This is a genomic window from Sporosarcina ureae, from assembly GCF_002109325.1.
Lineage (GTDB): Bacteria > Bacillota > Bacilli > Bacillales_A > Planococcaceae > Sporosarcina > Sporosarcina ureae_C.
The window spans coordinates 1,472,460-1,486,967 of the sequence record NZ_CP015348.1 but is presented as its reverse complement, the minus strand read 5'-3'; the positions used below and the strand labels follow the sequence as shown (position 1 = coordinate 1,486,967).

The window sequence follows — 14,508 nt, the reverse complement described above, 5'->3', positions numbered from 1 at the left end:
CGATGCAGAAGGAGGATAAAACATGAATATATCAAGTAGTCATCAGGAACTGGCAACCTATGCATTCTTAGAATTCGATGAAATTGTGAAGTATGTTAAAAAGCGTGGCTTCTTTAGTGAACAAGAACAAGTTGTTGTGACGGAAGTAAGTGATGGGAAGATCAATCATGTTTATCGATTAACGGGAGAACAGAAGAGCTTGATACTCAAGCAGGCTGTACCTTACGCGAGGATTGTAGGAGAGTCAATGCCTATCCCGATCGACCGGGTCGTTCTCGAAGCAAAAGTATTACAGGAATACGATAACATCATTCCCGGTTCTGTTCCGAAAGTGCTCCATCTGGATGAAATCATGGCGATTGTTGTGATGGAAGACATGCATCCGATGGAAATGGGGCGCACAGCTTTGAATAATGGGACGGAATCTGCCATATTTGCTAGAGACATAGGTGTATTCAGTGCGAAAACGAGCTTTTATACGTCCGATTTCTACCTAGATCCAAAACTAAAGAAAGAGTTGAATGCCTCTTTTGCAAATCCGGCCATGCGAGAAATGACGGAAGAACTCTCTTTCGATTGTCCCTACAATATGCATGACAGCAATTTCTTTGAAGAAGGCTTGAAAAATGATGTGTTATTTCTGAGTCAAGACCACCGTTTACAGCTGGAAGTGGCGAAGTTGAAACGTAAATTCATGACAAAAGCAGATGCGCTCATTCATAGCGACTTACATAGTGGTGCCATATTTATGGGACAAGACAAAACAGTTGTTTTCGATACCGAGTTTGCTTGTTTTGGGCCGTTCGGGTTTGACATGGGGCATTTCATCGCAAGCTTGTTGTTAAATGGAATCGGTCATCCTGAATTTCAAACGAAGCGCTATGAACAAGCGCGGGAAACATGGTATGCGTACACCGATACATTCGCCCAATTATGGAGAGAAGAATCCAATGAGCCTTATACACAACTCGAGGGTTTTCTGACGCATGTAATGGACGGAAAATTTGCCGATATGCTGGGGTATGCAGGGTGCGAATTGGTCCGCCGCTCCATAGGTATTGCACAAATTGACGATTTGAATTATGAAGAAGATGAACAAAAAAGAATGACCAGAAGGAAAAAAGTGTTGGAGCTCGGGAAGTATTTGATACTTAACCGTAATACAATACGCTCTCTCGAAGAATTGGAGAGCTGGTTCATCGACAGTAGTCACAAGGAGGAATTTTAATGGGAGTTACAGCCACTTATCTATTTCCGACACATCTAGAGCAAGAAAAAATAGCGGAGCAACATGCACTCGGGCTCACAATCGGGTCTTGGACAGACATTCCGCATCTTGAACAGCAGCAACTGAAGCACCATAAAGGTGAAGTCGTTTCTGTGGAAAAAGGGGAAGTGAAGGATATGGTAAAAATCTTTTATCCGTCCGCTAACTATTCGGCAGATCTTCCCGCGATTTTCACGACAGTCTATGGCAAGCTATCCTTTTTTGAAGGCTATGAATTAATCGATTTGGATTTTGGCAAACAATTGCTTGCACAATTTCCAGGTCCGCGCTTCGGTACAAAAGGAATTCGTGAACAGTTGAATGTCATGGATCGCCCATTGCTGAAAGCCATCTTCAAGGGAGTCATGGGAAGGGATCTGTCCTTTTTCTCCGGCCAACTGGAAGAATTGCTAGCTGGCGGTGTCGATCTTATCAAAGACGATGAAATTCTTTTTGAGAATGAATTAACACCGTTTTACAAGCGAATTACAACAGCAAAAGACATTATCGATCGGCATTATGAACAGACCGGAAATCGGGCATTGTATGCAGTGAACTTGTCGGGGCGGACGAATGAGCTTCACGACAAAGCGGAACAGGCGGCAGCGCTCGGCGCGAATGCGTTATTATTCAACGTCCATGCGTATGGACTAGATGCACTTCAAACGTTGCGTGAAAATAACAATATCGCTTTGCCGATTGTGGCGCATTCCGCATTATCGGGCGTTCTAGCAGGACAAGCGGGTGGCGGATTCTCTTACTCGTTATTGGTAGGGAAATTAACGCGGCTAATCGGTGGAGATCTATCCTTGTTCCCAAGCTCATATGGCAATGTCGCCATTTCGCGGTTCGATGCGTTGGCAATTAATGAAGCGTTGATTGAAGACAATGGCTTCGAAAAAACATTTGCCGTTCCTTCCGCTGGAATTCATCCAGGCATGGTGCCACAATTACTGAAAGATTTTGGAGATAATCTTGTCGTCAATGCTGGTGGCGGAATATTCGGCCATCCCGACGGACCGACGCAAGGTGCCAAAGCATTCCGGGCGGCGATTGACGCAAGTGTCAAACAAATTTCTCTCGAAGAAGCGGCAAAAACATCAGAACCTCTGAAACGCGCCATTGACCAATGGGGCGTTGTCGAGTCAGTATAAGAACAAAACGAGCCTCCTGGGGTTGTATCCAAGAGGCTCGTTTTTTTAGATAGAATGAATCAGAAATCTTGCTAATAACGCTTCGCCGCTTTGTGGATGCCTCTCGCGATAAGCCAGAAAGGAAACCACTTTCAGTCTTATCGCTTTGGCTACCACGTTGGCGCGCCTTCGCTGGATGGTCCAGGTTAGAAAGCGTATTTCGTTATTGGGGATTAAACCTGCACTCCTTCTAATCCACTACTATTTAGGTTGCAATATCGACTAATATACATAAACCGAGAGAAAGCATTTAACAACAGTCCCTATACAATGGATAGAATTGGAGTTCCCGCTAATATCGCTTCTGCGCTTTGTGGATGCCTCCCGCGATAAGCCAGAAAGAAGACCCCTTTTTGTCTTATCGCTTCGGCTACCACGAAGTCGCGCCTTCGCTGGATGGTCTCTGTGGAGGAAAGCGCATTTCATTAGCGGGGATAAGACCTGTACCCTATAGTGCGTCTATCTTCAATGAAATTAGTATCAAATAGTAATCACATTATAATCTCGGTCTATACATCACCCAAATACTTTCAATAATGGGACACCCCAGCGCAGGCGCGGCAAAGGGGTAGCCGAAGCCGTAAGACTGGATGCGAAGCGTTAATCCAGGCTTAGGGCCAGAGGCATCCCCAAAGCGCCAAGCGAATTACAATCCACACTCCGCATCGCAACTCTCTCTCAATAATGTTCACCCTAAAGGGGTAGTCATAGCGGATTCAGTGGGGTTCTTTAATTCAACATATCTAGTTATAAACCCGCCACCTCAACACGCCCGGAGAAGAACGTTGCACCGCCGCCCATATCGGCAATCCGATCTGGCGTCAAAGCATTCACAAGGCGTTTTTGACCCGACTTATCTCCCCAAATCCCTTGACTGACAACAACGCCAGGAAGAACTTGCTCGCCGACGGAAACAGTAAACTCACATTCCCCGCGCTCATTCCATATACGGACAGCCGCTCCGTCTTCAATTCCCCGACTTTCCGCATCTAGCCGGTTCATGAACAACTTAGGTGCTTTCTCAAGCTTGATATGTTTTTCATTGTTCGAAAAAATCGTGTTCATGAAGTTATGGTTAATTGCAGGTACATAAAGTAAAGGATGATCGGAATCCTGAATAATCGGGATATACGTAGGGAGCGCCGGGAATCCTGCTGATTTCATTTGTTCCGAATACAACTCAATTTTACCACTCGGTGTCTTTAAATTGTTCAAGAAATCGCCGGTACCGCTTGCTTTCATATAGCGTTTTTCCTTTAAGGCAGCATACGACACTTCGGATAAATGAGGATTAGACAGATGGCTTAACGCTTGGTCAACCATTTCCGCGTCGTCATCTAGAAATGGTTGCTCGTCAAAGCCCATAGCTTGCGCCAGCAATCTGAAAACGTCCGGGTTGGATTTACTGTCCCCGTAAGTTTCGATGACGGGTTCCTGCAAATGAATGTAGTGATGCCAGAAAGACGTATAGATGTCCGTGTTTTCGAAAGCGGATGTCGCTGGCAAAACAATGTCCGCGTACAAGGCCGTGTCCGTCAAAAACAAATCATGGACAACTGTGAATAAATCTTCGCGTGCTAAGCCATCCCGTACTTTATTGGCATCCGGTGCGACAACGGCGGGGTTGCTATTGTAGACATACAATGAGCGAATCGGCTGTTGTTCCTCCATTAATGCTTGTCCCAATAAATTCATATTGAATCTGCGCGTTGGCACTACCTGAAGTTCGGGAAGTTCCAGTGCGGCTGTATTATGCGTCAAATAGTCGGAATTCGATTTGAGCGCACCTCCGCCTTTCAATGCCCATTGCCCTGTCAAAGCAGGCAAACAGGAAATCGTCCGGACCATCATGCCACCGTTATCGTGATGCTGCAGCCCATTGCCAATGCGAATCATCGAAGGAGAGACGGTCCCGTACATGCGCGCCAATTCATAGATATCTTCCTCTGGCACACCTGTAATAGATGAAACCGTTTGCGGGTCGTAGTGCAATACATGTTCTTCGAGCTCTTCATAGCCGATTGTATACTGTTCCAAAAACGCTTGATTGACCAGCTTTTCTTTATAAAGAACATGCATGATTCCGAGTGCAAGCGCTCCATCAGTTCCGGGAAGAATCGGGATGAACCAATCAGCCATGCGTCCCGTCTGGTTTTTATGGACGTCAATGACGACGATTTTAGCACCGTTTTTTCTCGCTTTTTGCGCGATCATGATTTGGTGCATATTGGTACTGACGGCATTGATGCCCCAGAAAACAAATAATTTCGTTTCCGTCATTTCTTCGGGGTCTGTTCCGAAACGTCCGCCCATCGTGTAATTGTAGCCAACCTCGCCGGCGACTGAACAAATCGTCCGGTCCAATTGACTCGAACCAAGGCGGTTGAAGAAACGGCGATCCATCCCTTTGGAACTGAGTTTCCCCATATTGGCGTAGAAACTGTAGGGTAGAATTGATTCAGGACCGTCTTCAGAAATCAGTTTTTTCCATTGGTCTGTGATGGTTGTGATGGCTTCTTGCCAACTGATTGGAACGAATTGTCCATCGCCTTTTTCCCCGACGCGTTTCAAAGGGGTTGTAATCCTTTTTGGGTCATAAAGGCGTTCAGTCATATGTCGAACTTTGTTGCAAATACTGCCTTTTGTGATGGGATGATCGGGATCACCTTCAATTTTAATGATTTTCCCGTCTTCTTTATGAATAAGCAATCCACATTGGTCTGGGCAATCAAGCGCACAAACCGAGGGGACAACACCATTTTTTATATCAATATACGATTTCATATCAAAAATCCTTTCAAATAAACGATTTATGATAGAAAGTATACCATATTTCAAACTATTTTTTAGAAAGTTTCAATAAGTGGTTGACTTACGATTAATTATTCTATACAGTTAACTCATTAGTTCAACTTTTGACACTGTTCGACCAATTACATATTGTTTATTTTCTATCGAGAGAAGTTGAGGGACTGGCCCTATGAAACTTCGGCAACATAATTGTGCCAAATCCAGCAAGCGTAGCTTGAGAGATAGAAAGGGTAAGGCATGTTTTTATTGCGCTAGCGGTAGGTATGCCACCAACTCTTTCTGTCTTTACAGGAAGGGTTTTTTTTGAATCAATGAGTTTCGCATCTTAGAGTAGAAATGGAGAGAACAGTATGTTAGAAAAAATCGGTATTACGAAAAACTTAGGATGGGGTTTTTTCGGTGTCATGCTGTTCATGATGGGGGACGGAATTGAGGCCGGTTGGCTAAGTCCTTTCTTAGTTGAAAGTGGGTTGACCATTCAACAGTCAGCTGCGATTTTCACAGTCTACGGAGTTTCGATCGCGCTGTCTTCTTGGTTTTCAGGCGTCTGTGTAGAAGTATTTGGTCCAAAACGTACAATGGCACTCGGGTTAGCCGTTTATATAGTCGGTACTGCAGGGTTTATCATTTTTGGTTTCTCAACGATGAATTACCCGATTATGCTTCTCACTTATTTCATTAAAGGTTTCGGTTATCCGTTGTTTGCCTATTCCTTCTTGACATGGGTCATTTATAAGACACCGCAAAACAAATTGAGTTCTGCCGTTGGTTGGTTCTGGTTTGCATTTTGTGCGGGAATGATGGTGCTCGGCGCGTGGTATTCAAGTTACGCAATCCAGTATCTCGGTTACATCAATACAATGTGGACATCTATTTTCTGGGTATGTGTCGGTGCGATCTTCGCTTTAGTACTCAATAAAGACAAGTTCGAAAAGAAAAAACTCGCGAACAAAAAAGAAGCAATCACAGAATTATTGAAAGGCATCACCATTTTGAAAACGAACAAACGGGTTGCTGCAGGTGGAGTTGTCCGTGTTATCAATAGTTTAAGTGTCTATGGATTTCCGGTATTCTTACCGATGCATATGGCGCAACATGGCATTGAAACAACTGCTTGGTTGCAATTATGGGGTACGTTCTTCTTAGGAAACATCATTTTCAATTTAGTGTTCGGCTTCATTGGGGATAAATTAGGTTGGAAAAACACAATCATTTGGTTTGGTGGAATCGGCTGTGCGATTTTCACGCCTCTTCTGTTTTATGTTCCGGTGATAACAAACGGAAGTATTCTCATGACGAGCATTGTCGGATTCATCTGGGGCGGTTTGGTAGCGGGTTATGTACCAATCGGTGCACTGGTACCATCCGTTGCAGGTGCGGATAAAGGCGCAGCAATGTCCGTGTTGAACTTCGCCGCGGGTCTGTCCACATTCGTAGCACCAGCCATCGCTTTGGCGTTTATCGGGCTAGTCGGAGCCGAAGGGGTTGTGTGGATTTTCAGTGCCCTCTATGTAGTGAGTGCGATTATTGTTAAATTCATTCGCGTACCGGAAGAGGAAGAGGAAAAGAATAAGGCGCGGGATAAAGCCGTCCCGGTTATTTCATAAAACTACTGTTGGATAAGCGTTCATTGACAAAGAAGTCGAACAATGCAATAATCAGAATCAATTGAAAAAAGTACGAGATTTCTTATCTAGGTGGAGGGACACGGTGCTACTTCTTGCAACGTGTTGTTGGGAGATAAGAAGATGAATAAATGACCTCTTCTTATAGTAGAAGAGGTTTTATTGATAGGCGGCAAGGAGGACAAATAGGTATGAGTGCAGAGTTCAACCCGGTAATTTTTTGTGATTTCGATGGTACGATTACGATGAAAGATAATATTGTCAATATTATGGATAAGTTCGCTCCCCCTGGATGGGAAGGGATAAAGGACGATATTATGGCGCAAAGGGTGTCGATTCAAACAGGAGTCAAAGAACTCTTTGCTTTATTGCCCACTTCCCAAAAAGAACAAATCGTGTCGTTCGTTTTGGAGGACGCGGAAATCAGGGAAGGTTTTGGTGAATTTGTTCAGTTTACCCGCGAAAAAAACATACCGCTCTATATCGTAAGTGGCGGCATCGACTTTTTCATTCACCCATTGCTTGAACCATTCGGGCCATTCAATCAAGTCTATTGCAACGAAAGTGATTTTTCAGGAGAACACATCAACATCCTCTTCCCGCATGAATGTGATGCAATTTGTACAAGTCAAGGCTGCGGTTGCTGTAAGCCGACGATTATTCGCGAGAACACTGCCCAGCAGCAAACGAGCATTGTCATCGGTGACTCGATTACAGACCTAGAAGCGGCAAAGCTTGCCGATATCGTCATTGCAAGGGATTTCTTAATTGAAAAATGCGAGGAATTGAACATTCCTTATTCACCGTTCACTAATTTTTATGACTGTATTCGGATCATTGAAGCCCGCTTGAATGTGCAAGTGTAAGTAAAAACCAAAAATATATCAGAGGAGAGATGAGTAAAATGGCGACAATTACAATTCAAGGAACAAACGAAGTTATTGAAACACAAACAGAGGTTGCGGCATTTCTAGAGCAACAAGAAGTCGTTTATGAGTATTGGGATATCGAAAAGCTACCCGAAAACCTTCGTGAAAAATTCAATTTAACTGATGAAGAAAAAGAAGAGATTCTTAAGGCTTTTAAAACAGAAATCGACGATATTTCAGAGCGCCGCGGTTATAAAACGGCAGACATTATCTCACTATCAGATGCGACACCTAATTTGGATGAACTTCTGAAAAACTTCGAACAAGAACACCACCATACAGACGATGAAGTGCGTTACATAGTCAGTGGACACGGCGTATTCATCATTCAAGGAAAAGACGAACGATTCTTTGAAGTGCATCTTAACCCAGGTGATTTAATTTCCGTTCCGGAAAACATCCGCCACTATTTCACACTCGCAGCCGATCGCAAAGTAGTAGCTGCCCGCATCTTCGTAACACAAGAAGGATGGGTACCGGTTTACTAAAAGAGGCGTTTTGTACACTCGCTATAATTGAAAGGAGATATAGACAATGACTGAAAAAAGTTTGAAAAAGCTGCATTTGCAGGAGGATGTTTCTGGTGCATGGTGAAACCGTTTAAAGAATGGCCAGGCGTCCAAGATATCGAGTCAGGTTATATGGGCGGGCATCTCGATAATCCAACGTATGAAGATGTGAAAAATGGTGAATCGGGCCATGTGGAAGTTGTTGAAATCACATTTGACCCTGCTTTGTTTTCATATGAAAAGTTGCTCGAAGTATTCTGGCAACAAATCGACCCAACAGACGCAGAAGGTCAATTCCACGACCGCGGCTCATCGTACACAACCGCGATTTTCCATTACACAGAAGCGCAACAGGAAGTTGCCGAGAAATCGAAAGCCAACCTAGCGGCAAGCGGCGTTTTCTCAAAACCGATCGTCACAGCAATCCGCCCCGCAGAAACTTTCTACCGGGCTGAAGAATACCATCAAGATTATTACATAAAAGAAAAAGAACATTACACAGACAACCGTGCCCGTTCTGGCCGCACTGAATTCATCGCGGAGCACTGGGGAAAATAATAAGGATTGGGTAGGGGGTCGAGCGTTTTCACGACGCTCTGCCTTTTTTTGTTGGAAATAGGGAGATGAAACTGTGGTAGTGTGGGAATCTCCCTTTCGACCGCCCAACCTTCGCGTCCACTCCCCCCAAAATAGTAACTTCAAAAACCGATTTTAAAGCACAAATAACCCCAAAATCTCAATTATGCTGCTATTTAGCACATCCAAAATTCAGCTATGTCAAAAACCACAGAAATTTGTTAAACCTTTTGGTAAGCTAACGTAAAGGTGATAAAAGATGATCTATAAACAAATATCAAAACCCAAAAAACTAATTGGATTAAATGCACTAATTCCAACGATTGCATCCGTTACATCCGGAAATTCAAAAGTTTAAAGAGGAATTCCGGATTCGCAAAGCAGGCTTTGGGGGGACAGCACCTTGACAAGCATCTGGTAGAATTCCCCCCCATACCCACACATAATTTTGCATGACATCTGCCTTAAACAGAACGGCATTTACTTTCAAATGGATTCTGTAATAATTACACCAACGTTTATCCTCATTATTGGGGCAAAAAAATGGCCCAAATTGCAATATTTAATAAAGAGTACCTGTGCAACATTGAACTCCGAATTCAATGTTACCCAGGTACTTTGTTTTCGTTTCATGCACAACCAGGAATTTATCTTCACTTATCCAGCGCCCGGAAGTTTGTCCATTTCCGGGTGTGGCACTTCCTTCAATACGACCCCGAATCTTCCTGAATCGGTATAGACATATAGGATAGTTTAAATGATTACGAAAAGAAAGCCATTGAATACAGATATAGTAAGGTTCGATTAAATTTCACAGCTATATCAATTTACAGGGCGAAGTAAAAACTGTGGCTTAGGGATATTGAGAAATTTGTGCAAGAATGATATTTTAGCACTAAATAGCACTTCATCTACCGATCCAAATTAGCAATACTTTACAAGAAAACAGACGGCGGAATCTAAAAACTTTTAGCTATCTGTTTCTGATGCCACAAGGTCATATTTGATGCCGTAATTGATGCTGAAAATTATAAAAACCAGTATAAGTTGATATAATTAAATTGAACGAAACATTCCGGAACGTTGATGTATAACGATTTGTACTAGAAGATATACAAGTGTAATAGCCCGGACTCTATGGGCGGCATGATGTAAGCCGTTTTCCCACTATATATTTTAAAAACGAGGCTGGGACAAAACCCTCCTTGAAATCGAAAAAGAACGGACCCATTGAAGTTTATGGGGTCCGTTCTTTTTTATATATTTTTTTAGTTTTAGGAAGAAAAAAAGGATACCTTCTGATAAAATTTAGTCACCACAACAAAAAGTATCGGAGGTATCCTTATGTTTAAAGATTATAACATGAACCAACTGATTTTACCTTTAGATTTAGAAATTAGCTTACAAGAACATGATATTGCTTACGCCGTGCATGATCTAGTCGAAAGCATTCCGAAACAAGCATTTGACAGCTTTTTGCGTGAGACAGGTTGCCCATCTTATCATCCACGGATGATGTTAAAGATCATTTTGTGTGCCTATACACAGTCTGTTTTTTCGGGCAGAAAAATAGAAGGACTGTTAAAAGATAGCCTTCGCATGATGTGGTTAGCTCAAGGTTATAAACCAAGCTATCGCACCATCAATCGATTTCGCGTTCATCCTGAAGTAAAAGAAGTACTACGCCAGTGCTTCGTGCAATTTCGTTGCCAGCTGGTACAAAAACAGCTAATTGATGAAGAAGCCATTTTTATTGATGGAACAAAGATTGAGGCGAATGCCAACAAATTTACATTTGTCTGGCGCAAGTCAGTGGAACGGTATAGTTCAGGTCTTGTAGAAAGGTCCAGTCAGATGTACGAAGAGCTGTTAGAAAAAGAGATCATCCCTGAAATCGAACGGGAAAGTCTGGATGAACTATCTACTGCGGAACTGTCTAAAGTAGTAGAGAAGCTAGATGATACTATCCAAACCTATACAGAAAAGATTAACGCTAGCGAAGATGTCGAGGAACGTAAACAAATTCGCTCGCTACGAAAAGAACCTAAACAATACCGTAAACAATTTCAAGACTTCTTGGATCGAAAGCAGAAGTATCAGCACGATATGAAGATCTTTGGCCATCGTAACAGCTACTCGAAGACGGACCGCGATGCGACCTTTATGCGGATGAAAGATGATTATATGAAAAACGGGCAACTAAAACCGGGATATAATGTGCAAATTGCGACCGAAGGGCAATATACCCTCGCTTTTGACGTGTATCCAAATCCGACCGATACGCGTACACTCATTCCATTCTTAGATACTATTGAACAAGACTTTTTTGAGCTGCCACAGTATATTGTCGCGGATGCCGGTTATGGAAGTGAACAGAATTACGGAGATGTCATTGAAAATCGAAAGCGCGTTCCGCTTATTACCTATAACCACTACCGGAAAGAAAAGAAAAAGAAGTACAAAACCGATCCTTTCAATACAGCGAATTGGGCATATGATGAAACTACGGATACCTTTACTTGCCCAAATGACAGAAAACTCGTGTTCCGCTACCTTTCCAATCGGACGGATCGTTATCAATTCACACGGACGATGAAAGTATACGAATGTGAGGATTGTTCAAGCTGCCCATTGCGCTCTTTCTGTACCAAAGCAAAAGAAGAGAACAATAGGAAGTTGTATGTGAATGAAAAGTGGGAACAGCAAAAAGAATATATTCGTGAAAAGCTTTCAGATAAGAAAACAGGTGAAATTTACGGCAAGCGCAAGATTGACGTAGAGCCAGTTTTTGGATTCTTGAAGGCTAATTTGGGGTTCACTCGTTTCTCCGTAAGAGGAAAGGAAAAGGTGAAAAATGAATTAGCCTTCGGTTTATTGGCAGTGAACTTGAGAAAGTACACTGCCAGGGAGGTAAATGTATAGAAGTCGTACAAGGATTTCTATACAAAAAGGGTTCGATCATCAAAAACCGATGATCGAACCCTTTTTTGGCTCACTTCTGGCTAGTTATGTCCCAGCCTCGTTTTTGCGTCTGCTGAAATATAAATGTTTTGTATTGTAAATGGGTTAGAACGTAAGTATCCAAGAACATTAATACATTATAGATAAAGATAGTGCCTTTACACGCCGAGAAGTTAGGAGATCGAACGTAATTTCACTCTCAAATAGTTAGTAAAATATAAATATAGCTATAACGGTCAATATAATAATTACTGGTAATGATAAAACATAAATCCACATTAAATTGGAAAAGCTTTTTTTACTACTGTACGTTTTAGTACTGGAATTAGTGCTGGAACTAGTACTAGAATTAGCAATGGACATGGTCAAAAGTAATCCGACAACTAAAACAATGACAACGATAATCAATGAAACAATAAGGCCTAGGTTCATGCCGTCCTCCTTTTTAGAAATGATTCTCTTCTATCTCTACATTACAAGAATTCACTATAAAACATTTTCAAGACCATCTAATTAGCGGTATGTAAACCAACTACTTTTATGTAACAACTGTAACACAAAAGTGGTTGGTCAGGGGTTATGAAGTCATCAAGAATTATCTGTCAATAAGTAATATTTCTTTTGCGAGTAGATTTATTTCTTGAGGAAAACGATGTTAGCTCAGTAAATGAATACTTTTTTGATTAAACGGGTATCTATACTGAATGAGCAGAATAGGGAGAGTGAAGTAGATGAAAGCAATTGTTATTGAACAATACGGTGGGGCAGAAGAACTTATTGAGAAAGAACTTCCGAAGCCGGAAATACAACATCATCAGGTATTAATAGAGATGCATGCAACGTCAGTAAATCCTATTGACTGGAAAGTTCGAGAAGGTTATATGAAAGAGAATATACCTTTTGAATTTCCGCTTATTTTGGGATGGGATGCAGCAGGAGTGATCGCTGAAGTAGGGAAAGACGTGAAGAGTTTCAAAGTAGGAGATGAAGTATTCGCTCGTCCGGCAATGGAAAATGGAACATACGCTGAGTATGTTGCTGTTAACGAAGACTTAGTTGCTTTAAAACCAGCCGATGTTAGTTTTGAGGAAGCTGCTTCAGTTCCACTAGCCGGACTAACAGCTTGGCAATGTCTTGTTGACTTTGGTCAAATTAAACCAGGAGACAAAGTCTTAATTCATGCTGGCTCGGGCGGTGTTGGAAGCTTGGGTATTCAAATCGCTAAAAGTTTTGGCGCTTATGTTCTATCGACAGCTAGTGGTAAGAACGAAGCTTTCTTAAAAGAGCTCGGTGTTGACGAATTTATTAACTATGAAACAACTGATTTTACAGATGTCGTAAAAGACGTTGATTTAGTTGTTGATACAATGGGCGGTGAGATTTTAGAGAAAAGCTTGAGTGTAGTTAAAAAAGGGGGGCGACTGGTTTCGATTGCAGGCCAGCCAAATCTTGAAAAGGCTGAAGCTAATCATATTACAGCTGAATCTCTATGGCTTAATCCGAATGGAAAGCAACTTGCCGAACTTGGCGAGCTAATGCAAAAAGGAGAAGTGAAAACCCATATAGGCCACACATTTCCTCTATCCGCCAAAGGACTACGAGATGCACATGAATTAAGCGCAACTCACCATGCAAAAGGAAAAATTGTTATAGAAGTGAAATGAGGATTTTTCCTAAGGGAAGAAGACAATTTTATCATAAGCTATATTTAAAGCGTCAACTCCAGTCTATGGAGTTGGCGCTTTTTTAATAAAATGAGTTGATTCATCTTTTAGTGTTTGTGGATAGAACTGCCACGTACCGAAATCTTCAGTAAGCGTCTTTTTTCATTCAATAACTGAGTAGATCTTTATTTCACTATCATCGTAATAACTACAACAACAAGCAATGCCAAATAAACTTTGGAGAATAATTGATCGGGCAAACGATGAGCAATGCGTGTTCCAACTGGCACGCCTATAAAACCACCAATCACAATGCCGAAAAAGGCGGGTACATAGACAAAGCCAAATGACCAAGGGGGTAGACCGGTTTGCTGCATGCCGTTAAATATGGATGTAGTAGCACCAATCATCGCGATAGGTAGGCTCAGTGGTGTAGCTAAAGCCACCGCATTAACCATTTTTAATCGACAACTTCTCAAGAATGGAATGGTCATTAGACTACCGCCAACACCAAGTAACGTAGAAATAAAACCGACACCGCTCCCAATGAGTGATGTTTTCAAGCGTCCAGGCATTTGTATACTATCCGTATTCACATGTATAAAACCTTTCCCAATCAATGATGAGAAAATGGTGTATAGGATAAGACCAATAAATAAGTACCTAAGAATATCACCTTCTATAAAAGGCGATAGTAAACCACCTATTAACGCGCCAACAGTAATAGCAGGTGCCAATTGAAAGAAGATAAACCATAAAATATGGCCTCTACGATAATGAGAGATCGTAGAGTTGATTGAATTGATGATCATGATCGCAAGAGATGTTCCTATAGCAACATGCATAACTAACGGCTCAGGAAAATTCAACTCAGGTAACAAAATATATAAAACAGGTATGACGACAAAACCGCCGCCGAATCCAAACATACTAGATAAAAAACCGGTTAATATACCAAAAATTAAAAAGATAG

11 protein-coding genes and 1 riboswitch are annotated in these 14,508 nt (G+C 42.0%); of the genes, 9 read left to right on the top strand and 2 right to left on the bottom strand.

Features of this window, described 5'->3' with window-relative positions:
- Positions 1-22: 22 nt before the first annotated feature.
- Positions 23-1,228, top strand: coding sequence for an S-methyl-5-thioribose kinase (gene mtnK / locus SporoP32a_RS07355; protein ID WP_085427314.1), 1,206 nt, complete (start codon positions 23-25; stop codon positions 1,226-1,228).
- Positions 1,228-2,421, top strand: a complete 1,194-nt coding sequence (locus SporoP32a_RS07350; RefSeq protein WP_085427313.1) for a 2,3-diketo-5-methylthiopentyl-1-phosphate enolase — start codon at positions 1,228-1,230, stop codon at positions 2,419-2,421. Before mtnK ends, SporoP32a_RS07350 begins: the two co-directional genes overlap by 1 nt.
- A gap of 786 nt (positions 2,422-3,207) precedes the next feature.
- Here the strand turns inward: SporoP32a_RS07350 and SporoP32a_RS07345 are convergent.
- Positions 3,208-5,244 (bottom strand): molybdopterin oxidoreductase family protein, encoded by a 2,037-nt coding sequence (locus tag SporoP32a_RS07345; RefSeq protein WP_085427312.1) that lies wholly within the window; start codon positions 5,242-5,244, stop codon positions 3,208-3,210.
- Between the two features lie 164 nt (positions 5,245-5,408).
- Positions 5,409-5,499: riboswitch (SAM riboswitch) on the top strand.
- 122 nt (positions 5,500-5,621) lie between these two features.
- On the opposite strand from SporoP32a_RS07345, the gene SporoP32a_RS07340 reads away from it, so the two are divergent.
- The 7 genes from SporoP32a_RS07340 (at position 5,622) to SporoP32a_RS07315 (ending at position 13,535) form a co-directional block, all read left to right on the top strand.
- Positions 5,622-6,878 (top strand): MFS transporter, encoded by a 1,257-nt coding sequence (locus SporoP32a_RS07340; RefSeq protein ID WP_085427311.1) that lies wholly within the window; start codon positions 5,622-5,624, stop codon positions 6,876-6,878.
- A 209-nt stretch (positions 6,879-7,087) separates the two neighbouring features.
- Positions 7,088-7,762, top strand: coding sequence for a 2-hydroxy-3-keto-5-methylthiopentenyl-1-phosphate phosphatase (locus SporoP32a_RS07335; protein ID WP_085427310.1), 675 nt, complete (start codon positions 7,088-7,090; stop codon positions 7,760-7,762).
- A gap of 38 nt (positions 7,763-7,800) precedes the next feature.
- Positions 7,801-8,313, top strand: a complete 513-nt coding sequence (locus SporoP32a_RS07330; protein ID WP_085427309.1) for a 1,2-dihydroxy-3-keto-5-methylthiopentene dioxygenase — start codon at positions 7,801-7,803, stop codon at positions 8,311-8,313.
- A gap of 99 nt (positions 8,314-8,412) precedes the next feature.
- Positions 8,413-8,892, top strand: coding sequence for a peptide-methionine (S)-S-oxide reductase MsrA (gene msrA, locus SporoP32a_RS07325; protein WP_085427308.1), 480 nt, complete (start codon positions 8,413-8,415; stop codon positions 8,890-8,892).
- Between the two features lie 466 nt (positions 8,893-9,358).
- A complete protein-coding gene (locus tag SporoP32a_RS17475; protein WP_198166239.1) occupies positions 9,359-9,649 on the top strand; it encodes a hypothetical protein in 291 nt (96 codons plus the stop codon).
- Positions 9,650-10,254: 605 nt separating this feature from the next.
- Complete coding sequence (locus SporoP32a_RS07320) at positions 10,255-11,832, top strand: IS1182 family transposase (RefSeq protein ID WP_085427307.1); 1,578 nt, start codon at positions 10,255-10,257, stop codon at positions 11,830-11,832.
- Between the two features lie 770 nt (positions 11,833-12,602).
- Positions 12,603-13,535 carry an NADP-dependent oxidoreductase gene (locus SporoP32a_RS07315; RefSeq protein ID WP_085427306.1) on the top strand — a complete coding sequence of 311 codons (933 nt, stop codon included), beginning with the start codon at positions 12,603-12,605 and terminating at the stop codon, positions 13,533-13,535.
- A 185-nt stretch (positions 13,536-13,720) separates the two neighbouring features.
- Here the strand turns inward: SporoP32a_RS07315 and SporoP32a_RS07310 are convergent, their stop codons facing one another.
- On the bottom strand, positions 13,721-14,464 hold the full coding sequence (locus SporoP32a_RS07310) for a sulfite exporter TauE/SafE family protein (RefSeq protein WP_198166238.1): 744 nt from the start codon (positions 14,462-14,464) through the stop codon (positions 13,721-13,723).
- Positions 14,465-14,508: the final 44 nt, after the last annotated feature.